Genomic DNA, 21,952 nt, shown 5'->3' on the forward strand with positions numbered 1-21,952 from the left:
CCGAGTAACGCGGGGTTACGGTCGCTCCACACGTGTTGTGACACGGGTGAACCGACCACGGCACCGCACAAGTGCGGCCGAAGCTCTCAGTCGAGCAGGGGAGCGGTGAGGCGTCCGCCGACGTACGTCGCGGCGACCGACATCGAGCGAAGGTGGGCGCCGATCGCCGAGCTGTCACCGACGTCCGCCAGCGGGTCGGCGTCGAGCAGCACCAGGTCGCCGGGGTGTCCGGTCGCGACCGTGCCCCAGCCGTCGGTCGATGCGGCCAGTGCCTCACGCGCGGTCAGCGCCTGTGACGCGTTCCACGGCTCCCGTTCGTCGCCGCTGCGGTGGACCGCGGCCGACATCGCCAGCCACGGGTCGAGCGGAGCCACCGGCGCATCGGAGCCGAGGTGCAGTCGGGTGCCCGCGTCGTACATCCAGCGCAGCGCGAAGCAGCGGTCGAGACGGTCGGCCCAGCAGTGCTCGGACACGTCGCGGTCGTCGAGCAGGTGGGCCGGTTGCACGCTGGCCCGGAGGCCCGACGCCGCGAGGACTGGGACGTCGACCGGGTCGAGCAGCTGGGCGTGCTCGATCGACCCGCGCGCGCCGGTGGCACCGAAGCCGAGCAGCGCCTCGTGCACCGCGGCGTCACCGATCGCGTGCACCGCCACCTCGAGCCCGCCGGCGTGGGCACGGCGCATCAGCTCGTGCATCTCCTCGACGCTTTGGTTGGCGTAGCCGAACGGGTGGATCAGGTCCTCACCGTTCGTGTAGGGCATGCAGCACCACGCCGTACGAGTGTTCAGGGAGCCGTCGGAGATGATCTTCAGCGGGCCCATCACGCCCATGCTCGTGCCCGGCAGCGGGTCGCCGCTGCGCAGGCCGGCCGAGAGTACGGCGTCCAGGCCGGAGGCGTACGTCGCCATGCGGATGCGCAGCAGGTCGGCACCCTCGGCCCAGCGTTGGGCCCACTCCTCTGCGCCGCCGCTGAACTCGAAGTCGACGACGCCGACGACTCCGCGTGCGGCGGCCTCGGCCTCGACGGTGCGGTAGGCGGCGGGCGTGGCCTCCTGACCCACCACCTCCTCGAGCCGTCCGTAGGCCTCGAACCACTCCGACTCACGGACCACGTCGTGGCGGGCGGGCAGGCCCAGTGCGCGCAGGGCCGCCGAGTTGAGCCACGCGTGGTGCGCGTCGCCGCTGATCAGCACGATGGGCGTGGTCTCCGAGACCGCGTCGAGCTCGGCGACCGTGGGCTTGCGCGGCCAGGTGGCCGAGCGGTGCCCGAACCCGACAAGGGGCTTGTCGGGCCACACGGACAGGCGTTCCTGCACGAAGAACGTGACCTCCTCGGGCGACCGCGCGGTCGACAGGTCGAGGCGGCCACTGGTCATCGCCACCTGGCCGAGGTGCACGTGGTGGTCCCACAGGCCCGGCACGATCCAGCGTCCGTCGGCGTCGTGCACACGGGCGTCGTCGACATCGGGCAGGTCGGCGCCCACCCGTCGTACGACGCCGTCCTCGACGTGTACGTCGATCGGGTCAGCGGGAGGAGCCTCACCGACGCCGAGCGGCACCGGGAAGACGTTGCGGATCAGCAGCGGTTCCATGCGCCGACACTAGGTGAGTCGACTCCCGAAATCTCATCGGGTCACGCGTCGTGTGGGGCGACTCACTACATGGAGGAGCCCTGCCCGAGCACGTTGCCGTGCGCATCGAGGACGCGGTAGTCCGCGTCGACCAGCCCGCCCGAGCCGGGGTCCTTGAGCACGAAGGCGTAGTTGCCGTCGTTGACCGGGACGGAGAACGTGGCGCCGGTGGCCAGGGTGACCTCGATCGAGCGGGCGTCGCGCGGCATCACTCCGGCAGCCGTGTAGTAGCTGGCGTTCTCCTTGGTCAGCGACTTGTTGTCGGGTCCGGACGTCGTCCCGGAGAAGGCGACCTGGTAGCTGCGCGGCAGTGCCCCGCCGGCCTCGGTGATGGCCGCGTCCGAGGTGAGCGGGGTGAGGGTGCAGGTCCAGTGCTCGCCGTCCTTGACGAGCAGGGCCGACATGATCAGGCCGGCGTCGTCGACGGCAGCCACAGTGGCTCCCCGGAGGTCGGGAGTGAGGGCGGGTGAGGGAGCCTCGACGACTTGTCCCGACTCCGGGTCGAACGACGAAGGCGGGAGGAACATCTCACTGCACACCTCGGCGATGCGCGCGGGCTGGTCCGCCGCGGGGTCCAGGTCGGCGAACGTGACCGGCTTGTTCTCGGAGCCCTGCTCCGGGATGGCGCACAGCACCGGGTTTCCGGAGTGCAGGGCGTTCAGCGCGACTATGTCTCCGACGGCGTAGTCACGCTCATGGGACACCATCCAGTCCTTGGCAGTGAGCTTCCGGGTGTCGGGATACATCGGGTAGTCGTCGTACTTGGCCAGTTGTGGCAGGCAGCGCCGGATGATCTCGTCGTGGGCGAGCGGCTTCTCCTCGGCCTGCACTGCGGAGTGGGGCAACTTGTCGCCGGCGGTCGGCACCGGCTCGCCGTCGGGAAGGGCGGCCCGCACACCGAGGGAGGTGCCGACCACGGCCGCCGCGGTGACCAGTGCTGCGCCGGCGATGCGGGTGCGGTGCCGGCTGCGGCCGGCACGGGCGCGACCGAGCAGGTCGTCGAGGTCGGTCTTCAGTGGCTGGCCGGTGTCGTCGGCGGCCTGCCGGAGCCTGTCGTGGAGTTGATCGTTCATCGTCTGGGTCCTGTCTCGACGTCATCCGTCGCGAGGAGCGGCCGCAGCGCACGCAGGGCGTCGGAGGTCTGGCTCTTCACCGTTCCCTCGGAGCACCCCAGTGCGGCAGCCGTCTCCGCGACGGACAACTGGTGGTAGTAGCGCAGGACGACGCACGCGCGCCGTCTCGGGGTGAGCTCGGACAGGGCCCGCACCATCGCGTCGCGTTCGACGATGCCGCCGTCGGGGGCAGGGATGCCCGCGACGTGGTGGTCGTCGATGTCGACCGACCGCTCCCGGCGCACGGGGCGCCGGGAGTCGTCGATGAGGATGCGGATCGTGGTGCGCCGTGCGTAGGCGAGCAGGCCTTCCCGCCTCTCGACACGGTGCCACGAGCGATAGACCCGGATCAGGGCCTCCTGTGCGGCGTCCTCGGCCCTGTGCCAGTCGGAGCACATGAGGTACGCCGTACGCCGGAGGTCGGCGAGTGACGCCACGGCGAAGGCCGTGAACTCCTCGTCGTACGCCCTGGCCATCCAGATCTCCTTGCAACTGTCGTCGTCACCCTTGAGACGAGGCCCGTGGCGATTCGGTTGGTCACCCGCGGGAAACGTGGGTCTGTCGCGGGTCGATCCGTGACTGACTCCATGGTCCATCCTGCCGGTCTGGGGTGCCTCGGTAGCGTGGGCGGCATGAAGCTTCCCGCCGCTGATCGTGTCCCCACCGCACCCCTGGCCGCACTGGGCCTGCTGGGCGGCTACCTCGTCGCCCGGGAGATCGGCGTACGCCCGCTCGGTGGTGCCGTGCTGGGTGGCGCGGGGCTTCTCGCCGGGCGCAGCTGGTTGGCCAAGGGCGGCCCGGCCACGACGGCCGCTCTCTCGGCGATCTACCTCGGCGGCTTCGGGGCCTCGCACCCGCTGGCGAAGAAGGTCGGCGCCTGGCCGGCCGTGATCGGTGCCGCCGCCGTGTCGGCCGGCGCCTCACACGTGCTGTCCGACCGACGCTGAGCGGCAGCCTGGTCAGGGCAGGTTGACCAACATCCGTTGGTACCACGCGACGTCGATCCACTGCTCGAACTTCCAGCCCACCTCGCGCAGCTGCCCGGTCTTCTCGAAGCCGCACGCGACGTGCAGTGCCTCGCTCGCCGGGTTCGGCAGGGCGACCAGGGCCACCGCGGTGTGCACCCCGGAGACCGCCATGGTCTCGAGCAGGGCGGGGTAGAGCATGCGGCCGACGCCCTTGCCGCGCACGGACTCGTCGAGGTAGATCGAGGTCTCGCGGGTGGTGTCGTACGCCGGGCGGGGTCGGTAGGACGCCGAGTAGGCGTAGCCCACGACGCTGTCGTCCCGGTCGACGGCCACGAGCAGGTGGTCGCCGGGGTGGTCGCCGTCGAGGCGGGCCCGCCAGTAGTCAAGGTCGGGTGGTTCCATGTCGAACGTCGCGTGAGAGGTGTCGACCGCGTGGGAGTAGATCGCCGCGATGTCGTGCAGATCGCGCTCTCGTGCGGACCGTGTGGAGTACTCACCCATCCGCCCATGATCGCAGGTGGGCCGTGCGACAGAATGGCCGCGTGGCGATCGAACCCGACATCAAGGACTGGACCTGGGTCCTCGACGAGGCCTGCCCGGAGTGCGGTTTCGACAGTGCAGGCGTCGACGTGGAGTCCCTGGGTGCCTCCGTGCGCACCAACGCCGAGGGCTGGCGGGTCGTGCTCGCCGACGATGCTTCAGCGCTGTCGCGACGGCCGTCCGAGACGGTCTGGTCTCCCTTGGAGTACGCCTGCCACGTGCGCGACGTGCACCTCGTCTTCGGTGAGCGACTCCGCTCCATGCTCGGCGAGGACGACCCGCTCTTCGCCAACTGGGACCAGGACGAGGCCGCCGTGGACAGCGACTACCTCGCCCAGGACCCGACGCGGGTCTCTCGCGAACTGGTCGCAGCGGCCGATGCGGTCGCCGCGACGTACGACGCGGTCGCGGGGGAGAAGTGGGACCGCACCGGACGCCGCAGCAACGGCTCGTTCTTCACGGTCGCCTCGATCGGTCGCTACCACCTGCACGACGTCGTCCATCACCTCCACGACGTCGGGCACGACGCGCGGCTGGCCACGGTCGCGGCGTACGACGCGCATGCGGCTGCCTACGCGTCGGCCTCGGCGGCGATGCCCGACAACGTGGCCGACGAGATCGCCTGGTTCTCCGATGCTGTCGCCTCGGCCACCGGAGCCGGCGGACGGGTGCTCGAGATCGGCACCGGCGGTGGACGCGACGCACTGGCCCTGGAAGCCGCCGGAGTTCGCGTGCGCCGCACCGACGTCTCGTCGCGCTTCGTCGACCTGTTGCGCGACGCCGGGCACGAGGCCGAGCGGATCGACCCGCTCGTCGACGACCTGGCCGACCACGTGACCGGCCTGCCGTACGACGGGGTGTGGGCCCACGCCAGCCTGCTGCACGTCGCGCGCGACCACTTGTTCCAGGTCGTACGCCGACTCGCGGAGGCCACCCGCGTCGGCGGCACCCTGCACGTCGCGCTGAAGGAGGGCGACGGAGAGGCCTGGTCGACGCACGGCACCATCGAGGCACCGCGTCACTTCGTGTTCTGGCGGGAGGCGCCTCTGCGTTCCGTGCTGGAGGACGCCGGCTGGCGCGTCGACGAGGTGCGCCACGAGGACGGTGGCGGCCAGCCCTGGCTCATCGTGAGGGGGCACCGGCGATGAGGCACACGGAGTTCTGGAGCCGCATGGAGCGGGCGCTGGGCAGCGGTTACGCGCGCTCGTGGGCCGAGCAGCACGTGATCGGCGAGCTGGGTTCGCGCACCGTGGTCGAGGCGTTGTCGGCGGGGGAGTCGCCCAAACAGGTCTGGGAAGCGGTCTGGCGCACGCTCGACCTGCCGTTGCGCGACAAGTGAAAAGCTCCGATCACCTGTTCGATTCCCCGCCTGCGTGTCGCGCTTGATCGAACGTCTGTTCGGGCTAGTGTGAACGTCGTCGGCCGGGGTTCTCCACAGCCCTGCAGGTGGTCGGCACCCATTGTCGGTGGCCCGGTCTAACGTCCGGGACAACACATCGACCACAGACTCGACAAGGACGGACCATCATGGCTGGAGACCGCGACAAGGCGCTCGACGCAGCACTCGCCAACATTGAGAAGAGCTTCGGCAAGGGCTCGGTGATGCGCCTCGGCGACGAGACCCGCGCACCCCTCGAAGTCATCCCGACCGGGTCGATCGCGCTCGACGTCGCGCTGGGCCTCGGTGGCCTCCCACGCGGCCGGGTCGTCGAGATCTACGGCCCCGAGTCCTCCGGCAAGACCACGGTCGCCCTGCACGCGGTGGCCAGCGCCCAGGCGGGTGGCGGCATCGTGGCGTTCATCGACGCAGAGCACGCGCTCGACCCCGAATACGCCAAGAACCTCGGCGTCGACACCGACGCGCTGCTGGTCTCCCAGCCCGACTCCGGTGAGCAGGCGCTCGAGATCGCCGACATGCTGATCCGTTCCGGCGCGCTCGACCTGATCGTGATCGACTCGGTGGCCGCGCTCGTGCCGCGGGCCGAGATCGAGGGCGAGATGGGCGACAGCCACGTCGGCCTCCAGGCCCGCCTCATGAGCCAGGCGCTGCGCAAGATGACCGGTGCGTTGAACAACTCCAACACGACCGCGATCTTCATCAACCAGCTCCGCGAGAAGATCGGCGTCATGTTCGGCTCGCCAGAGACCACCACCGGTGGCCGGGCGCTGAAGTTCTACTCCTCCGTGCGCCTCGACGTACGCCGCATCGAGACGCTCAAGGACGGCACCGACATGGTCGGAAACCGCACCCGCGTCAAGGTCGTCAAGAACAAGGTCGCCCCGCCGTTCAAGCAGGCAGAGTTCGACATCATGTACGGCAAGGGCATCAGCCGCGAGGGTGGCCTGATCGACGTCGGCGTCGAGGCCGGCCTGGTCCGCAAGGCCGGCGCCTGGTACACCTACGAGGGCGACCAGCTCGGCCAGGGCAAGGAGAACGCCCGCACCTTCCTCAAGGACAACCCCGACCTGGCCAACGAGCTGGAGAAGAAGATCCTCGAGACGCTGGGTGTCGGTCCGAAGGTCGACGAGCCCGTTGCGGAGCCGACCAACATCGACTTCTGATGGTCGGTCCCGGCCCTTCGAGCGCGGGGCCGCCGCCCGAGTGGGCGGTGGCGCCCGAGGGCGAGCGGGCTCTCGAGCCGGATCGCCAGGAGCAGCCCGCCTGGCAGGGTGACGTGGGCGACGGGGTCGAGGCGTGGCTGCGCGCCGTGGCCGCCGGCGAGATCACCGCGTCCCCGGACGCGGAACCGCCCGGCGGCACGGAACGGCCCGGCGGAGCCGAGCGGCACCGAGGTGCGGGGCGGCCGCGGGGCACCAAGCGGTCCCGCCGTGCCGGGCAGTCGAACGGTCAGGAGCAGACCGCGAGTGGACTGGCCCCCGATGACGACGGGTCGGGCGACGAGGCAGACCACGAGGCGGTGGCCCGCAAGATCCTGCTCGACCAGCTCACCGGGCAGGCTCGCAGCCGCAAGGAGCTCGCCGACCGTCTGGCGAAGAAGAACGTCCCCGACGAGATCGCCGGCGCGCTCCTCGACCGCTTCGAGGAGGTCGGCCTGATCGACGACGAGGCCTTCGCCCGCTCCTGGATCGCCTCGCGCCAGCCAGGCAAGGGGTTGGCCCGTCGTGCCCTGGCCCAGGAGCTGCGCCGCAAGGGCATCGACGACCTCGTCGCCCGGGAGGCCCTCGACGAGATCGACCCCGACGACGAGGACGACGCGGCCCGGCGCCTGGTCCGCAAGAAACTGCGCACCATGCAGGGCCTCGATCGGGTCAAGGCGACCCGGCGGCTGGTCGGCATGCTGGCCCGCAAGGGCTACCCGCCGGGCATGGCGTTCTCCGTCGTCCGCGACGAGCTCGCCGCCGCCGACCAGGTCGACGTCGACGATGACGACCCGGTCGGTGAAACTCCCCGCGACTGGTGAGTCAGATCGAGACCCCGTACGCCTCGTCGTAGAAGGCCGCACGAATGTAGGCCGGCTTGAGGTAGGCGAAGCCGTCGTCACCCCACGAGGTGCCCCAGCTGTTGCGGGCGATGAAGCGGCCGTCGCTGCGGTAGCCCACGATCGCGATCGCGTGGCCGCCGCGCACGGTGTTCGGCTTGAACGTGTCCACCTTGCCGTTCGTGGCGGTGGCGTTGTCCCACGACTCGTCGACCAGGAAGGCGGCCAGGATCGGTCCCTGCTCGGCCAGCCAGGTCTTCCAGTGGGTCAGGTTCAGCCGCAGGTTGTAGTACGCCGAGATCTTGCGGCGGGCGCAGCTGGCGTAGAAGACGTTCTCGCGTCCGGGGAACATCGTCGCGCCGAGGTGGAAGGGCAGGTCCTTCTCGCGGGCCACACCCTGCTTGCGGGCCACGTCCAGGGCGGCCTTGAGCGACGTACCGGCCTCCTCGATGAAGCTCTGCGGCCGTGTCGTGAACTCGTCGGTCTCCTTGGAGGCCATCCACACGTGCCGTGCCGAGAGCTGCAGCGTCTTGGTGGCCTTCCTGGCCTTGACGAGGTGCCAGCGGGCGACGCCGTCGGCGGTGGCCCATCCGACGCAGGACCCTGTTGACTCCTGGTCGTGGATGCCCCACCAGGACTCACGAAGGTCGATGCTGGCGGGCAGGGCGGCGGGGGCGCCGAGGGCTCCGGCGTCGCGGGAGTCGTCGAAGTTCCAGTCCGCGGTCGTGCCGGTCGAGGGCAGCACGTTGCAGACGAAGTGATCGGTGTCGGGGTTGGTGGTCATACCGCAGAGGAGGACGGCCGCGCTCGGCCTGATACCGACTGATGGCCTAGCCTCGGGGCATGCCCGAGACCGTGCACGTCGTCGTGCAGTACGGCGGCCGTGACCTGGCCGGCGTGATCCGAGGTGACGAGTCGTGGTCGGCCGCGGCGAAACGGCTGGCGGCCACGATGAGCGGAGAGCCGGCGGCACTGGACCTCTCCGGCACCGACAAGCGTTTCGTCGTCGATCCCGACCTCCGGGTGGGGCTGCGGTCGATGACTCGCGGAGACCTTCCCGACGTGGCCCGCTGGCGCGCCGCGGACCACGTGAACCGCTGGTGGTCCGACGACGGTTCGCCGGATCTTGCGACCGTGACCGAGAAGTATGGCCCGCACATCGACGGCACCACTCCCACCCGGATGTGGGTGGTCGAGGCCAACGGCCGCTCGGTCGGCTTCGTGCAGGACTACCGTCTCTCCGACTATCCCGACTTCGCGCTGCTCACCCCCGATCCGGAGGCGATCGGCGTGGACTACGCGATCGGCGAGGAGGCCTGGGTCGGCAAGGGCCTCGGATCGCGGATGCTCTGGGCATGGCTGCTGCGCACCCGGCACCGGTTCCCCGACGCGGCAACCTTCTTCGCGGCGCCCGACCACCGCAACCTGGCGTCGCTGCGCGTCCTGGAGAAGGTCGGCTTCACCCAGGGCACCTGGTTCGACGAGCCGCAGTCCGACGGGTCCAGTGCCACGGTGGTCGGGTGCACCCTCGACGTACGGCGGGTCCTGGGCTAGCGCCGTGGGTCCGAAGTCGTTGTGCGCTTGGCGCACCCCGGGCACGCACCTCGCTGCGTTGTCAGAGACTTGACGGCCTGGCGGCCGCCTTCGCTCCTCCGCCTTGCGATGCACGCCCCCGGAGCACGACAACCATCACAGGACCTCGGACCCACGGCGCCAGCGACTCGTTAGTCTCTTCCCCATGGCCACGACCGAGTCCTTCCACGACCTCCTCCGGGTGCCTGCGGGTGCCGTCGACCTGGGTGACATCGACCCGCACGGCAAGCCCGGGTTCGATGACGACAAGGCGGCCGGCGAGGCCGCACTCGCGGAGCTCGGCCCGGAGCTGGCCGAGCTCCAGGAGCAGTTGTTCGCCGAGCGCACCACCGACAGCAAGCGGCGGATCCTGCTGGTGCTGCAGGGCATGGACACCTCCGGCAAGGGCGGTGTGCTGCGCCACGCCGTCGGCCTGGCCGACCCGCAGGGAGTCCGGATCACCTCGTTCAAGGCGCCCACCGAGGAGGAGCTCGAGCACGACTTCCTCTGGCGGATCCGCAACGCGGTCCCGTCTCCGGGCTACATCGGGGTCTTCGACCGCTCCCACTACGAGGACGTGCTGATCGGCCGGGTCCGCGAGCTGGTCAAGCCTGCGGAGATCGAGAAGCGCTACGACGCGATCAACGCCTTCGAGCAGAAGCTGGCCGACGACGGCGTCACGCTCGTCAAGTGCATGCTGCACATCTCCGCCGACGAGCAGAAGGAACGCCTGCTGGCCAGGCTCGACGACCCGACGAAGTACTGGAAGTTCAACCCGGGCGACATCGACGAACGAGCCCAGTGGCCGGCGTACCAGCAGGCCTATGAGACCGCGATCGAGCGCACCAACACCGAGACGGCTCCGTGGCACGTCGTCCCGGCCGACCGCAGGTGGTACCGCAACCTCGCCGTCGCGCGACTGCTGGTGGAGGCGTTGCAGGGACTCGACCTGGCCTGGCCCGCGGCCGACTTCGACATCGAGGAGCAGAAGGCCCGCCTCGAGGACGAAGCCCCGCTGACGTGATCGAGACAGTCCCCGTCACCCGCTATGTCACGCCGCTGCGCGAGGGCGGCTCACTCCCCGGAGTCGTCGAGGCCGGCGACCTGGGCACCTACGTCTGCAAGTTCCGCGGCGCCGGACAGGGCCTTCGCGTCCTGGTCGCCGAGGTCATCGTCGGTGAGCTGGCCCGACGCATCGGCCTGGCCACCCCGCGCCTCGTCGCACTCGACCTGACCGGCGACATCGCCCGCTACGAGGCCGACGAGGAGGTCCAGGACCTCCTCAACGCCAGCCTCGGGCTCAACCTCGGCGTCGACTTCCTGCCCGGCTCCTTCGGGTACGACGGACAGGCCGAGACCGATCCGGCCCTGGCCGCGAAGATCGTCTGGCTCGACGCCTTCACCGCCAACGTCGACCGCAGCTGGCGCAACCCCAACCTCCTGGTCTGGCACGGCGAGCTCTGGGTGATCGACCATGGGGCCGCGTTGTACTTCCACCATGCCTGGGGCGGTGGCGTCACGGACCCGGCCCGGTTCGCGGCGCAGCCGTGGGACCCCTCCGACCATGTCCTGCTCGAGCGTGCAGGTGACCTCGCGAAGGCGGACATCGAGATCAGCAACATCCTCGACGAGTCGGTGCTCGCCGAGGTGGTCGCCGACGTGCCCGACGCCTGGCTCGACCCGGTGCCCGGTGCGGAAGACCCGGCGGCCGTGCGGTCGGCGTACGTCAGGTTCCTGACCGCACGCCTGACCACCCGGCAGTGGCTCCCCGGGGCGACGTCGTGAGCGCGCTCGCCTACCAGTACGTCGTCCTGAGGTGCGTCCCACGCGTGGAGCGCGAGGAGTTCGTCAACGTCGGGGTGGTGGTCTACTGCCAGGCCACCGACTTCCTCGACGTCGCGTGGCGCGTGGACGCCGACCGACTGCTCGCGGTGCATCCCGGACTCGACCTCGACCGGGTGTGCGCCTCGCTCGCCTTCGTCGAGGGCGTGTGCGCGGGCGCCCCTCGCGTGGGTGCGGCGGGCCAGAAGCCGATCGGCACCCGGTTCGGGTTCCTCAAGGCACCACGCAGCACGGTGATCCAGCCGGGGCCGGTGCACGGCGGCATAACCGCGGACCCCGCCCGTCAGCTCGAACGCTTGGTCACCCAGCTCGTCGGCTGACCCGTCGCCAGTTCGTGCCGACCCGTCGTGAGTTTCGATCGACCTGTCGCCAGTTGCAAGTGACCTGTCGCCAGTTCCAGAAACTGGCGACAGGTCGATCAGACGGGGACCAGCTCGACGGCGCCGACGGCGTACCGCGCCAGGATCGTGCGGGCCAGGGTCGGGTGCGCACCGAGCGGGTCGGAGACGGCGACCGCGCCGGCCTCGATCGCCAGCTCGGCGGCCCGGTCGGGCAGGAAGCCCGGTGCCAGGAAGAACGAGGCGACAGCGATGTGCCGGCGTCCCTCGGCCCGGAAGGCGCGCACGGCCTCACCGGTCGCCGGCGGCGTGGCCGAGGCGAACGCGGCCTTGACGGGCAGCTTGTGGTGGGTGCCCCACAGTCGGGCCAGTCGACCGACTGCCTGGTTGGCCAGTGGGTCGCTGGAGCCGGCGGCGGCCAGCACCAGGGCGTCGAGCTCGCGGACCCGGGCCACCTTGAGTGCCTCGCGGAGCCGGATGTCGAGGATCTCGAGGAAGGCGGTCTCGAGACCGAGGATCTCGGTCGCACGGATCTGCAGGCCCTCGTGGCGGGCAACCTGCTCGGCCACGGCGGACGGCACGTCTACCTTGGCATGGAAGGCGTCGCTGAGAAGGAGCGGTACGACGACGATCTCGTCGTACCCGGCCCGGACCAGCTTGTTCACGGCGGTGGCGAAGGACGGCTTGGCGAGCTCGAGGAACGCCGTCTCGATGCGCAGGTCGGGGCGCATCGCTCGGACCTCGTTGACCAGGGCGGTGATCGTCTCGGCCGAGCGGGGGTCGCGGCTTCCGTGAGCAAGGGCAATCAGAGCAGGAGCAGTCATGAGAACTGCCTCCCTTCACGAGCGTTGGTGAACGACGCCGTTGTCGTCTGTGGAACTAAGTGGTGTCGAGCTGACCGTCTACGAGTGGATCCCGCATTCGGTCTTGTTCTGACCGGCCCAGCGGCCGGAGCGTGGGTCCTCGCCGGGTGCGACGCGTGCGGTGCACGGCCAGCAGCCGATCGAGGGGTAGCCGTCGTAGACCAGAGGGTTGACCAGTACGCCGTTCTCGGCGATGTACTGCTCGACCTGCTCGTCACTCCAACGGGCGATGGGGGAGACCTTGACCTTGCCCTTCTTGGCGTCCCAGCCGATGACCGGCGCGATCACGCGGTTGTGGGTCTCCGCGCGGCGCAGCCCGGTCGCCCAGGCGTCGTAGTGCGCGAGTGAGTCCGCGAGGGGCTTGACCTTGCGGATCGCGCAGCACCGGTCGGGGTCGGTCTTGTAGAGGTCCAAGCCGTACTGAGCGTCCTGCTCGGCCACCGTGATGTCCGGCTTGATCGTGACCAGGTTGACGTCCATCGTCGCCTCGACGGCGTCGCGGGTGCCGATGGTCTCGACGAAGTGGTAGCCGGTGTCGAGGAACACGACGTCCACGCCCGGGGCGACCTTGGCGGCCAGGTGGGCGAGTACGGCGTCCCCCATGGACGAGGTCACGCAGAACTTCGAGCCGAACGTGGCCACGGCCCATTCGATGATGTCCTCGGCGGGGGCCAGCTCGAGCTCGGCTCCGACGTGGGACACGATCTCGCGCAGCTCCTCGGGGGAGCGGTCGGCGGTGTGCGAGCCGCGGTAGGCAGCGGCCGCCGTCGTTGTTGCTGCAGTCATGCGCCACCTCCTGGGGTGGGTCGGATCATTCCGAGCATCTTGACGGTGAAGGCCCGAAGGCATGAGCGGCATTCCCAACCGACCTGCTCGCCCTCGTGGGGCCACAGGTTCTCGTCCCCGCAGTAGGGGCAGTGGAAGGGCTGTGCTCGCTCAGACACGGGCGTTCGCATTCATCAGACTGCCTCGAGTGCCTTCTCGCCGCGCAGCACCTCGTCGTCAGCGCGCTGCACCCAGTGGGCGAACAGCTCACCCTCCTCGCGCTGGGCGAGGTAGGCGCTGACCACGTTGGTGACGTAGTCGTCGAGACCCTTGGAGGTGACCTTGTGGGCACGGAGCTTCTTGCCGAGCGCGTTGATCAGGCCGATGCCACCACCGAGGTGCACCTGGAAGCCCTCGACCTGGTTGCCGTCCTCGTCCAGGACGAGCTGTCCCTTGAGGCCGATGTCGGCGATCTGGGTGCGGGCGCAGGCGTTCGGGCAGCCGTTGACGTTGATCGAGATCGGGGTGTCCAGGCCGGGGAAGCGACGCTCGAGCTCGGCGACCAGGTCGATCGAGCGCTGCTTGGTGTCGACGATCGCCAGCTTGCAGAACTCGATGCCGGTGCAGGCCATCGTCGAGCGGCGCCAGTGTGAGGGCCGCGCCGAGAGGCCGATGGTCTCGAGCTCGTCGGCGAAGGCCTCGACCTTGTCGCCGTCGACGCCGATCACCACGATCTTCTGGTACGCCGTGAGTCGGGCACCTGCCGCGCCGTACTTCTCGACGAGCTCACCCAGGCGGGTCAGCACGGTGCCGTCGATCCGGCCGACGGTGGGCGTGATGCCCACGTAGAACTTGCCGTCCTTCTGCTCGTGGATGCCGATGTGGTCGCCGTTCGCGGTGGCGAACTCGGGTGAGGTGCCGTCGACGAGCTTGCGCTCGAGGTACTCGTTCTCGAGGACCTCGCGGAACTTCTCCACGCCCCAGTCGGCGACCAGGAACTTCAGTCGGGCCTTCGAGCGCAGTCGGCGGTAGCCGTAGTCGCGGAAGATCGAGACGACGCCCTCCCAGGCATCGGCCACCTCGTCGAGCGGGATCCACACGCCGAGCTTCTTGGCCAGCATCGGGTTGGTGGACAGGCCGCCGCCGACCCAGAGGTCGAAGCCGGGGCCGTGCTCGGGGTGGTCGACACCGACGAACGAGACGTCGTTGATCTCCGGCGCCGCATCGAGCGTGGGGTGGCCGGAGATGGAGGTCTTGAACTTGCGCGGCAGGTTGGAGTACTCCGGGTTGCCGATGTAGCGGCGACGGATCTCGGCCAGTGCTGGCGTGCCGTCGATGATCTCGTCCTTGGCGACGCCGGCGACGGGGGAGCCGAGGAACCCGCGCGGGCAGTCGCCGCACGCCTCGAGGGTGTCCAGGCCGACCGTGGAGAGGCGCTCCCAGATCTCGGGGACGCTCTTGATGTCGATCCAGTGGTACTGGATGTTCTGGCGGTCGGTGACGTCGGCGGTGTTGCGGGCGAAGTCGGTGGAGATGCCGCCCAGCACCCGCAGCGCCTCCGCGGAGAGCAGGTTGCCGTCGCTGCGCACACGCATCATGAAGAACTTGTCGTCGAGCTCTTCCTCTTCGAGCGCGGCGGTCTTGCCGCCGTCCAGGCCCGGGGCGCGCTGCGTGTAGAGGCCCATCCAGCGGAAGCGGCCGCGCAGGTCGGCCGGGTCGATCGACTCGAAGCCGCGCTTGGAGTAGATGTTCCGGATGCGTGCCTCGACGTTGAGCGGGTTGTCGTCCTTCTTGGACTGCTCGTTCTTGTTGAGCGGCTCGAGGTAGCCGAGGGCCCACTGGCCTTCTCCGCGCTTGGGGCGGGGGCGGGGCGTGCGTGCTGCGGGAGCGTCGTTCATCGGATTCCTTCGGCGCTAAATCTTGACGCGCGATGCGAGGCTCCGACGCTGCGACATTGAAACGTCGGGTTGGCCTTCGACCGGCGCCCGTGGACTTGTCTGTCTGGGCGCCCGCTGCTCAGTGGTGGCTGGGCGGCGGGAGGGTCAGGACGGCCAACACATCATGCTGCTGATGCGCCCGAAGTCCACGTGGCGGCGGGCCACGAGGTGCTTGGACGTCTCAGCGCTGATCATGGGTAGGAGTCTCACCCTGCGGACGGCCTTCCCACAACCGTGAATCTCATGGTGTGGACCCGAGGTCCAAATAATGGGACGGTTCATCGGCATTTCCGCCTCCGGCCGCACGGCGACGTGGGGCAGGTCACGTTGTCCGGCGCCGCCGGCCGGGGATGGGGTGTTCCCGGGGAGTCACTAGTGTGTGCCCCATGACCGACCTGTCTGCCACGACCAGTTCCGCCTACAAGCAGGCCCTCGAGGTGATCGCCTCCGTGGAGCCGCGCATCGCGGAGGCCACCCGCCAGGAGCTGGCCGACCAGCGTTCCTCGCTCAAGTTGATCGCCAGCGAGAACTACGCGTCGCCGGCCGTGCTGCTCACCATGGGCACCTGGTTCAGCGACAAGTACGCCGAGGGCACCGTCGGTCACCGGTTCTACGCGGCCTGCCAGAACGTCGACACGGTCGAGTCCCTGGCTGCCGAGCACGCACGCGAGCTGTTCGGGGCGCCGTACGCCTATGTGCAACCGCACTCCGGCATCGACGCCAACCTGGTTGCGTTCTGGTCGATCCTGGCGCACCGCATCGAGTCCCCGGCGCTGGAGAAGTACGGCGTCAAGGGAGTCAACGACCTGTCCGAGGCTGACTGGGAGTCGCTGCGCCACGAGTTCGGCAACCAGCGCCTGCTCGGCATGTCCCTCGACTCGGGTGGCCACCTCACCCACGGCTTCCGGCCCAACATCAGCGGCAAGATGTTCCACCAGCAGCAGTACGGCACCGACCCGGAGACCGGGCTGCTCGACTACGACGTCGTGCGCGCGAAGGCCAAGGAGTTCAAGCCGCTGGTGCTGGTCGCCGGCTACTCGGCGTACCCGCGCCGGGTGAACTTCGCCAAGATGCGCGAGATCGCCGACGAGGTCGGCGCGACTCTCATGGTCGACATGGCCCACTTCGCCGGTCTGGTCGCCGGCAAGGTGTTCACCGGCGAGGAGAACCCGGTGCCCTACGCGCACATCACGACCACGACGACGCACAAGTCGCTGCGCGGCCCGCGCGGTGGCCTCGTGCTCGCGCAGGAGGAGTACGCCTCCTCGGTCGACCGCGGTTGCCCGATGGTCCTCGGCGGTCCGCTCTCGCACGTGATGGCGGCCAAGGCCGTCGCCCTGGCCGAGGCGCGTCGGCCCGAGTTCGCGACGTACGCCCAGAACATCGCCGACAACGCCAAGTCGCTGGCCGAGGGGTTCATGACCCGCGACGCCAAGCTCGTCACCGACGGCACCGACAACCACATCGTGCTGCTCGACGTGGCGAAGTACGGCCTCACCGGCCGTCAGGCCGAGTCGGCCCTGCTCGACGCCGGCGTGGTGACCAACCGCAACTCGGTGCCCAACGACCCGAACGGCGCCTGGTACACCACCGGCATCCGCTTCGGTACGCCGGCGCTCACCACGCGCGGCTTCGGCCACGACGAGTTCGACAAGGTGGCCGAGCTGGTCGTCGACGTGCTCACCAACACCGAGGCCGGCACGAACAAGGCCGGGGCGCCGTCGAAGGCGACGTACCAGCTCGCCGACGGCGTGGCCGACCGCACCAAGGCAGCCTCGGCCGAGATGCTCGACAAGCACCCGCTCTACCCCGGCCTCGACCTGGCCTGACCCCGAATTCCGCTGGTTGAGGAGGTCGCCCTGGCGACCGTCTCGAAACCCGGCGCCGGATGGTCCGGCCGGGCGGGGCGTTCCGCTGGTTGAGGAGGTCGCCCTGGCGACCGTCTCGAAACCAGCCGTTGTCCACAGGACTGAGTTTGGCTCTTGAACGGCCGTCGAGTCGGCGGCCAGGATCTGGCATGCCTTGGACCTACATTCTCGAGTGCGCTGATGGGGCGTTCTACGTCGGCAGCACCGTCGATCTCGAGCGGCGACTGAGCGAACATGACGAGGGGCTGGGTGCTGCTTTCACGCGCCGGCGTAGACCCGTGCGCCTCGTCTGGTCTGCCGAGTTCTCCAGGGTCGATGAGGCGTATGCGCTCGAGAAGCGCATTCAGGGTTGGGGACGACGCAAGAGGATCGCGCTGATTGAAGGGCGTGTTGAGGAGTTGAGAGGCTTGTCGAGTCGGAGCTGGGCGGCAAGGCGTGCGAGAGATGGTGGGTAGCTGGTTTCGAGACGGTCGCGAGAGCGACCTCCTCAACCAGCGGGAGCGGGCGACACCTTCAACCAGCGGGAGTAGGCGACCTCCTCAACCAGCGGACCCGGATCAGCGCCAGCGGTACTCGACCTCGGGGCGACCGCTGCCGCCGTACCGCGGGGCCCGGTCGACCAGTCCGGTGTCGGCCAGGTGCTCGAGGTAGCGGCGGGCGGTGACCCTCGAGGAACCAGTTGCCGCGGCCACCTCGCTGGCCGACATCGCCGTGCCTGATCCGCGCAGGGCGTCGGTCACGTGCTGCAGCGACTCCGCGCTCATGCCCTTGGGGAGGGCGGCCGACGAACCTTTGGTGCGCAGGGTCCCGAGCATCTGGTCGACCTGGTCCTGGGCGACCTCGTCGCTGCCGCCGGTGAACTGGCTGCGATAGGTGGCGTACTGCTCGAGCTTGCCGCGGAACGTGGCGAAGGTGAACGGCTTGAGCAGGTAGAGGACCACGCCCTGTGCCACCGCGTGGCGTACGACGTCCGCGTCGCGCGCCGACGTCACCGCAATCACGTCGCACAGGTGGCCCGCTGCCCTGAGCCGTTGGAGCAGTCCCAGGCCGTGGCCGTCGGGCAGGTGCATGTCGAGCAGGATCAGGTCGACGTGTCGGTCCCCGCCGAGGTGGCGCATCGCCTCGCCGGCCGAGCGGGCCACCCCGGCGACCTCGAAACCGTCGATGCGGTCGAGGTACTCACTGTGTGCCTCGGCGGCCAGGGCCTCGTCCTCGACGATGAGGACCCGGACTGTCATGACGTGCCTCCCAGGGTGACGACGAACGCCGCCCCGCCCAGGGTCGACGGGCCGATCTCGACGCTGCCCCCGTGCCGGCGGGCAGCCTGGCCGACCAGGGCGAGACCGACGCCATGCCCGCCTTCGGCGTCCGAGGTGGCCTTCGTGGTCCAGCCCCTTTCGAGGACGTGGCGCGCGTCGTCGTCGCTGAGGCCGGGACCGCTGTCCTCGACGATGATCTTGAGCTGGGCACCCGATCCGCCGACCGTCACCGCGACGCGACGCGCGTCCCGGCCGGCCACGGCGTCGAGGGCGTTGTCGATCAGGTTGCCCAGGATCGTGACCAGGTCCCGGGCGGGTACGTCGACCGCCCCCGGCGGCACCTCCCCGTCGACCGACAGACTGATGCCGCGCTCGGCCGCCTCGGAGGTCTTGCCCAGCAGCAGCGCCGCGACGACGGGCTCGCCCACGGCGCTGACCACCCGGTCGGTGAGCATCTGGGCGAGCTGGAGCTCCTCGGTGGCGAAGTCGACCGCCTCCGCGGGTCGCCCCATCTCGATCAGGGAGACCACGGTGTGCAGGCGGTTCGACGCCTCGTGGGTCTGCGCCCGCAGGGTGTCGGTCAACCCGCGCACCACGTCGAGCTCACCCGTGACGGCCTGCAGGTCGGTGTGGTCGCGCAGGGTCACCACGGCACCCACGTCGCGATCGGCCCACGTCGCCGGCGCGGAGCTGACCACCAGCACATGGTCGCCGGCGACGTAGATGTCGTCGGACTCGGCCGTGTCTCCGACCGCGGCGGCCACGAGGCCGGGAGGGAGACCCAGCTCGTGGACCGACCGGCCCACCACGTCCTCGGGGAGACTGAGCAGCCGCCGGGCCTCGTCGTTGGCGAGCTGCACGATGCCCTCGCTGTCCAGCAACAGGAGTCCCTCACGGACCGCGTGCAGCACCGCGCTGTAGTACTCGTACATCCGGGTCATCTCCCGCTCGCCCATGCCGTGCGTCTGCCTCCGGAGTCGTCGGCTGACCAGCCAGGCGCCGAGCACTCCCACGCCGAGTACGACGGCCGCGCAGATGCCGACAAGCAGGAGGTCCTGGCGCAGCTGGTCGTCGACGCGGTCGACGGTGATGCCGACCGAGACCAGGGCCACGACCTGGTTGCCGTCGAGGACCGGGACCACCGAGCGGACCGAAGGCCCGAGCGTTCCTCTGTACTCCTGCGTGAACGTGCCGCCCTCGGGCGCATCGCCGAGGTCACCCACGAACGGCTTGCCGATCCGATCCGGCTCGGGATGGGTGAACCGGGTGCGGTCGAGGTCCATCACGACGACGAAGTCGACGCCGGTGTCGACCCGCACGCGTTCGGCGTACGGCTGGAGCCGGACGGACGGGTCCGTCGACGCCAGGGCACTCAACGTGGTGGGGGAGTCGGCAACGGTCCGGGCCACGGCGACGGCACGGTCGGCGGCGTCGGCGCGCACATCACGCCTGGCGTCGTACGCCGCCAGGGCAACCGCCGCGACCACCAGGGCCAGGACGACCAGCACCTGCAGTTGCAGCATCTGACGTGCGACCGAACCTTCCCGGAGGCCGCGAATGCTGGGCATGGGCGCATTGTGCCGCACTCTCTGCTGATCGGCAGTCGGGAACAGGCCCGTTCGAGGGTCTCCGTCGGGCGCGCGGACACGTACGCGTGGGTCAGGGCAGCTTGAAGACGAGGAGGTTGAAGTCGTCGCAGGGGACGCCGCCGCCGAACTGGACCGCCAGCTTGTCGTTGATGCTGGTGAAGCTCGTCGTCAGGTTGCCGCACGAGTGGGCCACCACGGGCACGAATCTCGTGCGGTCGAAGGGCTGGGAGAGGGTCACGAGGTACCAGCCGTTCGACGCCCACCACGTCACCGCGGGGATCCCGAATGCGTGCTGGACGCTCGGGGTGAGTGCGCCGGTGACGTGGGCGCCGGCGACAGGCGTCGACCAGGAGGGCGCGAAGGCCGAGGCGTCCTTGCCGTCGATCCGATCCGCATTGAGGTTGGTCACCCGGCCAGTGCCGTTGACGATCATCGGAGCGCTGCCCCGGGTCCGGGTGGTGAGCCGCAGCACCGGGCCCGTCGTGGTTCGGGCGACCACGGTCTGTCGGTCCGCCGTGTTGACCTTGCCGAGGACCAGGCTTCTGCCGGTGGCGGCGAAGGTTGTGTAGTCAGCGCACGTGAGCAGGACGACGGCGATGAGGAGAGCGGTCAGGGTGACCTTGAAGCGGCGCATGGCAGGTCCTCCTTTCGCAAAATGGTCAGTGTCCCTGACTAAAAATAGTCAGGGACACTGACGAAAAAGTCAAGCAGTGAACTCAACGAACACAACAGTGACGGGCGTCACAGGACCGCAGAGCATGGCTGCACGGGGAAATCGACCCGGACCCACTCTGGAGGACACATGAGCACCATCACCGAGAACCAGGGGACGCCGCCCGGCGTCTCCCGGCGCAAGGACCGGACGCACTACCTCTACCTGGCGGTGATCGCCGCGGTCGGCCTCGGGATCACCGTGGGCATGGTCGCGCCCGATCTCGCGGTGGAGTTCAAGCCGCTCGGCACCGCCTTCGTCGGCCTGATCAAGATGATGATCCAGCCCGTGATCTTCTGCACGATCGTCCTCGGCGTCGGTTCGGTGCGCAGCGCCGCCAAGGTCGGCAAGGTCGGCGGACTGGCGCTCGCGTACTTCACCGTGATGTCCACGGTCGCGCTGGGCATCGGGATGCTGGTCGGCAACGTCCTCCACCCGGGATCCGGCCTCCACCTCGACGCCAGCAGCGCCGGCGCCGGTCAGGAGCAGGCGGCGGGCGCGCACGGCAGCACCACCGACTTCCTGGTCGGGATCATCCCCGACTCGATGCTGTCGTCGCTGACCTCCGGCGAGGTGCTCCAGACCCTGCTCATCGCGCTCATGGTCGGCTTCGCCCTCCAGGCCATGGGCCGGAGCGGTGAGCCGGTGCTCCGCGGGGTCGGTCACCTGCAGCGCTTGGTCTTCCGGGTCCTCTCGATGATCATGTGGGCGGCTCCCATCGGTGCCTTCGGTGCCATCGCCGCAGTCGTCGGCGAGACCGGAGCGGGCGCCCTCAAGAGCCTGGCCGTCCTGATGATCGGCTTCTACGTCACCTGCGCGCTCTTCGTCTTCGTCGTGCTCGGCACGCTGCTCAAGGTCACCACCGGCATCAACATCTTCTCCCTGCTGCGCTACCTGGCCCGGGAGTTCCTCCTGATCGTGTCGACCTCCTCGTCGGAGTCCGCCCTGCCGCGGCTCATCGCGAAGATGGAGCACGCCGGTGTCGACAAGCCGACCGTCGGCGTCGTCGTACCGACCGGCTACTCGTTCAACCTCGACGGCACGGCGATCTACCTGACGATGGCGTCTCTCTTCATCGCCAGCGCGCTGGGGGACCCGCTGTCGATCGGCGAGCAGGTCTCGTTGCTTCTGTTCATGATGATCGCCTCGAAGGGCGCGGCCGGCGTCACGGGTGCCGGCATGGCCACCCTGGCCGGCGGGCTCAGCTCGCACCGGCCGGAGCTGCTCGACGGAGTCGGCCTGATCGTCGGCATCGACCGGTTCATGTCCGAGGCCCGCGCGGTCACGAACTTCGCCGGCAACGCCGTGGCCACGGTGCTCGTCGGTTCATGGACCGGGGGCCTCGACAGGGCGCGGATGGACCGGGTGCTGGCCGGCCAGGAGCCGTTCGACGAGACCACGATGGTCGACGACCACGAGACCGCGGAGCCGCAGGCGCCCGCCGAGCAGGCCTCGGACGTCCAGGTGCCCGCCGTACGCCGCGAGACCGCCGACGTCTAGCCAGGACGGGCGATTA

At 69.6% G+C, this 21,952-nt stretch carries 23 protein-coding genes; 12 read left to right on the forward strand and 11 right to left on the reverse strand.

The window, feature by feature from the left end; all coding sequences use genetic code 11:
• Nucleotides 1–86 precede the first annotated feature (86 nt).
• From ASD30_RS04165 to ASD30_RS04175, 3 genes are all read right to left on the reverse strand, one after another.
• Complete coding sequence (locus ASD30_RS04165; protein ID WP_056677271.1) at nt 87–1,592, reverse strand: amidohydrolase; 1,506 nt, start codon at nt 1,590–1,592, stop codon at nt 87–89.
• Between the two features lie 65 nt (nt 1,593–1,657).
• Nucleotides 1,658–2,704, reverse strand: a complete 1,047-nt coding sequence (locus ASD30_RS04170; protein WP_056677274.1) for a hypothetical protein — start codon at nt 2,702–2,704, stop codon at nt 1,658–1,660.
• Nucleotides 2,701–3,219, reverse strand: coding sequence for a SigE family RNA polymerase sigma factor (locus ASD30_RS04175; protein ID WP_056677277.1), 519 nt, complete (start codon nt 3,217–3,219; stop codon nt 2,701–2,703). Before ASD30_RS04175 ends, ASD30_RS04170 begins: the two co-directional genes overlap by 4 nt.
• A gap of 156 nt (nt 3,220–3,375) precedes the next feature.
• On the opposite strand from ASD30_RS04175, the gene ASD30_RS04180 reads away from it, so the two are divergent.
• On the forward strand, nt 3,376–3,690 hold the full coding sequence (locus tag ASD30_RS04180; protein WP_056677282.1) for a hypothetical protein: 315 nt from the start codon (nt 3,376–3,378) through the stop codon (nt 3,688–3,690).
• A gap of 12 nt (nt 3,691–3,702) precedes the next feature.
• Here ASD30_RS04180 and ASD30_RS04185 read toward each other — a convergent pair whose 3' ends face one another.
• Nucleotides 3,703–4,212, reverse strand: coding sequence for a GNAT family N-acetyltransferase (locus ASD30_RS04185; RefSeq protein ID WP_056677285.1), 510 nt, complete (start codon nt 4,210–4,212; stop codon nt 3,703–3,705).
• A 41-nt stretch (nt 4,213–4,253) separates the two neighbouring features.
• Here ASD30_RS04185 and ASD30_RS26380 point away from each other — a divergent pair, with 41 nt between their 5' ends.
• From ASD30_RS26380 to ASD30_RS04210, 4 genes are all read left to right on the forward strand, one after another.
• On the forward strand, nt 4,254–5,399 hold the full coding sequence (locus ASD30_RS26380) for a class I SAM-dependent methyltransferase (protein WP_156393504.1): 1,146 nt from the start codon (nt 4,254–4,256) through the stop codon (nt 5,397–5,399).
• Nucleotides 5,396–5,590: a DUF3046 domain-containing protein gene (locus ASD30_RS04200; protein WP_056677288.1), complete on the forward strand. Its 195-nt coding sequence runs from the start codon at nt 5,396–5,398 to the stop codon at nt 5,588–5,590. The genes ASD30_RS26380 and ASD30_RS04200 overlap by 4 nt, the downstream gene beginning before the upstream one ends.
• A gap of 188 nt (nt 5,591–5,778) precedes the next feature.
• Nucleotides 5,779–6,813 (forward strand): recombinase RecA, encoded by a 1,035-nt coding sequence (recA, locus tag ASD30_RS04205; protein WP_056677294.1) that lies wholly within the window; start codon nt 5,779–5,781, stop codon nt 6,811–6,813.
• Nucleotides 6,813–7,673, forward strand: a complete 861-nt coding sequence (locus tag ASD30_RS04210) for a regulatory protein RecX (protein WP_082563538.1) — start codon at nt 6,813–6,815, stop codon at nt 7,671–7,673. The genes recA and ASD30_RS04210 overlap by 1 nt, the downstream gene beginning before the upstream one ends.
• A 1-nt stretch (nt 7,674) precedes the next feature.
• Here the strand turns inward: ASD30_RS04210 and ASD30_RS04215 are convergent, their stop codons facing one another.
• Nucleotides 7,675–8,475, reverse strand: a complete 801-nt coding sequence (locus ASD30_RS04215) for a C1 family peptidase (RefSeq protein ID WP_082563539.1) — start codon at nt 8,473–8,475, stop codon at nt 7,675–7,677.
• Nucleotides 8,476–8,534: 59 nt separating this feature from the next.
• Between ASD30_RS04215 and ASD30_RS04220 the strand changes: the two genes are divergently transcribed.
• The 4 genes from ASD30_RS04220 (at nt 8,535) to ASD30_RS04235 (ending at nt 11,425) form a co-directional block, all read left to right on the forward strand.
• Nucleotides 8,535–9,245 carry a GNAT family N-acetyltransferase gene (locus ASD30_RS04220; protein ID WP_056677296.1) on the forward strand — a complete coding sequence of 237 codons (711 nt, stop codon included), beginning with the start codon at nt 8,535–8,537 and terminating at the stop codon, nt 9,243–9,245.
• Nucleotides 9,246–9,429: 184 nt separating this feature from the next.
• Nucleotides 9,430–10,287: a PPK2 family polyphosphate kinase gene (locus ASD30_RS04225; protein WP_056677299.1), complete on the forward strand. Its 858-nt coding sequence runs from the start codon at nt 9,430–9,432 to the stop codon at nt 10,285–10,287.
• Nucleotides 10,284–11,048: a HipA family kinase gene (locus ASD30_RS04230; protein ID WP_056677302.1), complete on the forward strand. Its 765-nt coding sequence runs from the start codon at nt 10,284–10,286 to the stop codon at nt 11,046–11,048. The genes ASD30_RS04225 and ASD30_RS04230 overlap by 4 nt, the downstream gene beginning before the upstream one ends.
• The gene (locus ASD30_RS04235) at nt 11,045–11,425 is read left to right on the forward strand and encodes a DUF3037 domain-containing protein (protein WP_056679264.1); all 381 of its coding nucleotides are present in this window, start codon (nt 11,045–11,047) and stop codon (nt 11,423–11,425) included. Before ASD30_RS04230 ends, ASD30_RS04235 begins: the two co-directional genes overlap by 4 nt.
• 98 nt (nt 11,426–11,523) lie before the next feature.
• On the opposite strand, the gene ASD30_RS04240 is transcribed toward ASD30_RS04235, so the two are convergent.
• From ASD30_RS04240 to ASD30_RS04250, 3 genes are all read right to left on the reverse strand, one after another.
• Nucleotides 11,524–12,267 carry a sirohydrochlorin chelatase gene (locus ASD30_RS04240; protein ID WP_056677305.1) on the reverse strand — a complete coding sequence of 248 codons (744 nt, stop codon included), beginning with the start codon at nt 12,265–12,267 and terminating at the stop codon, nt 11,524–11,526.
• Nucleotides 12,268–12,345: 78 nt separating this feature from the next.
• Nucleotides 12,346–13,092: a phosphoadenylyl-sulfate reductase gene (locus tag ASD30_RS04245; protein WP_056677308.1), complete on the reverse strand. Its 747-nt coding sequence runs from the start codon at nt 13,090–13,092 to the stop codon at nt 12,346–12,348.
• Nucleotides 13,093–13,265: 173 nt separating this feature from the next.
• Nucleotides 13,266–14,969, reverse strand: a complete 1,704-nt coding sequence (locus ASD30_RS04250) for a nitrite/sulfite reductase (protein ID WP_056677310.1) — start codon at nt 14,967–14,969, stop codon at nt 13,266–13,268.
• 425 nt (nt 14,970–15,394) lie between these two features.
• Between ASD30_RS04250 and ASD30_RS04255 the strand changes: the two genes are divergently transcribed.
• Nucleotides 15,395–16,837 carry a glycine hydroxymethyltransferase gene (locus ASD30_RS04255; RefSeq protein ID WP_056677313.1) on the forward strand — a complete coding sequence of 481 codons (1,443 nt, stop codon included), beginning with the start codon at nt 15,395–15,397 and terminating at the stop codon, nt 16,835–16,837.
• Nucleotides 16,838–17,025: 188 nt separating this feature from the next.
• Nucleotides 17,026–17,331, forward strand: a complete 306-nt coding sequence (locus tag ASD30_RS04260; RefSeq protein WP_056677316.1) for a GIY-YIG nuclease family protein — start codon at nt 17,026–17,028, stop codon at nt 17,329–17,331.
• Nucleotides 17,332–17,433: 102 nt separating this feature from the next.
• Here ASD30_RS04260 and ASD30_RS04265 read toward each other — a convergent pair whose 3' ends face one another.
• From ASD30_RS04265 to ASD30_RS04275, 3 genes are all read right to left on the reverse strand, one after another.
• Nucleotides 17,434–18,114, reverse strand: a complete 681-nt coding sequence (locus ASD30_RS04265) for a response regulator (protein ID WP_056677319.1) — start codon at nt 18,112–18,114, stop codon at nt 17,434–17,436.
• Nucleotides 18,111–19,703 (reverse strand): sensor histidine kinase, encoded by a 1,593-nt coding sequence (locus ASD30_RS04270; protein WP_056677322.1) that lies wholly within the window; start codon nt 19,701–19,703, stop codon nt 18,111–18,113. Before ASD30_RS04270 ends, ASD30_RS04265 begins: the two co-directional genes overlap by 4 nt.
• A 91-nt stretch (nt 19,704–19,794) precedes the next feature.
• A complete protein-coding gene (locus ASD30_RS04275) occupies nt 19,795–20,358 on the reverse strand; it encodes a hypothetical protein (protein ID WP_056677324.1) in 564 nt (187 codons plus the stop codon).
• 168 nt (nt 20,359–20,526) lie between these two features.
• Between ASD30_RS04275 and ASD30_RS04280 the strand changes: the two genes are divergently transcribed.
• The gene (locus ASD30_RS04280) at nt 20,527–21,936 is read left to right on the forward strand and encodes a cation:dicarboxylate symporter family transporter (RefSeq protein WP_056677327.1); all 1,410 of its coding nucleotides are present in this window, start codon (nt 20,527–20,529) and stop codon (nt 21,934–21,936) included.
• The last annotated feature ends 16 nt before the right edge of the window (nt 21,937–21,952 follow it).

This window comes from Nocardioides sp. Root140, from assembly GCF_001426745.1.
In the GTDB taxonomy this organism is placed as follows: domain Bacteria; phylum Actinomycetota; class Actinomycetes; order Propionibacteriales; family Nocardioidaceae; genus Nocardioides.

Coding starts and splice junctions, on each gene's coding strand:
- ASD30_RS04165 (WP_056677271.1), bottom strand. CDS start 1,592: ATGGAACCGCTGCTGATCCGCAACGTCTTCCCGGTGCCGCTCGGCGTC.
- ASD30_RS04170 (WP_056677274.1), bottom strand. CDS start 2,704: ATGAACGATCAACTCCACGACAGGCTCCGGCAGGCCGCCGACGACACC.
- ASD30_RS04175 (WP_056677277.1), bottom strand. CDS start 3,219: ATGGCCAGGGCGTACGACGAGGAGTTCACGGCCTTCGCCGTGGCGTCA.
- ASD30_RS04180 (WP_056677282.1), top strand. CDS start 3,376: ATGAAGCTTCCCGCCGCTGATCGTGTCCCCACCGCACCCCTGGCCGCA.
- ASD30_RS04185 (WP_056677285.1), bottom strand. CDS start 4,212: ATGGGTGAGTACTCCACACGGTCCGCACGAGAGCGCGATCTGCACGAC.
- ASD30_RS04200 (WP_056677288.1), top strand. CDS start 5,396: ATGAGGCACACGGAGTTCTGGAGCCGCATGGAGCGGGCGCTGGGCAGC.
- recA (WP_056677294.1), top strand. CDS start 5,779: ATGGCTGGAGACCGCGACAAGGCGCTCGACGCAGCACTCGCCAACATT.
- ASD30_RS04210 (WP_082563538.1), top strand. CDS start 6,813: ATGGTCGGTCCCGGCCCTTCGAGCGCGGGGCCGCCGCCCGAGTGGGCG.
- ASD30_RS04215 (WP_082563539.1), bottom strand. CDS start 8,475: ATGACCACCAACCCCGACACCGATCACTTCGTCTGCAACGTGCTGCCC.
- ASD30_RS04220 (WP_056677296.1), top strand. CDS start 8,535: ATGCCCGAGACCGTGCACGTCGTCGTGCAGTACGGCGGCCGTGACCTG.
- ASD30_RS04225 (WP_056677299.1), top strand. CDS start 9,430: ATGGCCACGACCGAGTCCTTCCACGACCTCCTCCGGGTGCCTGCGGGT.
- ASD30_RS04240 (WP_056677305.1), bottom strand. CDS start 12,267: ATGACTGCTCCTGCTCTGATTGCCCTTGCTCACGGAAGCCGCGACCCC.
- ASD30_RS04245 (WP_056677308.1), bottom strand. CDS start 13,092: ATGACTGCAGCAACAACGACGGCGGCCGCTGCCTACCGCGGCTCGCAC.
- ASD30_RS04250 (WP_056677310.1), bottom strand. CDS start 14,969: ATGAACGACGCTCCCGCAGCACGCACGCCCCGCCCCCGCCCCAAGCGC.
- ASD30_RS04255 (WP_056677313.1), top strand. CDS start 15,395: ATGACCGACCTGTCTGCCACGACCAGTTCCGCCTACAAGCAGGCCCTC.
- ASD30_RS04260 (WP_056677316.1), top strand. CDS start 17,026: ATGCCTTGGACCTACATTCTCGAGTGCGCTGATGGGGCGTTCTACGTC.
- ASD30_RS04265 (WP_056677319.1), bottom strand. CDS start 18,114: ATGACAGTCCGGGTCCTCATCGTCGAGGACGAGGCCCTGGCCGCCGAG.
- ASD30_RS04270 (WP_056677322.1), bottom strand. CDS start 19,703: ATGCCCAGCATTCGCGGCCTCCGGGAAGGTTCGGTCGCACGTCAGATG.
- ASD30_RS04275 (WP_056677324.1), bottom strand. CDS start 20,358: ATGCGCCGCTTCAAGGTCACCCTGACCGCTCTCCTCATCGCCGTCGTC.
- ASD30_RS04280 (WP_056677327.1), top strand. CDS start 20,527: ATGAGCACCATCACCGAGAACCAGGGGACGCCGCCCGGCGTCTCCCGG.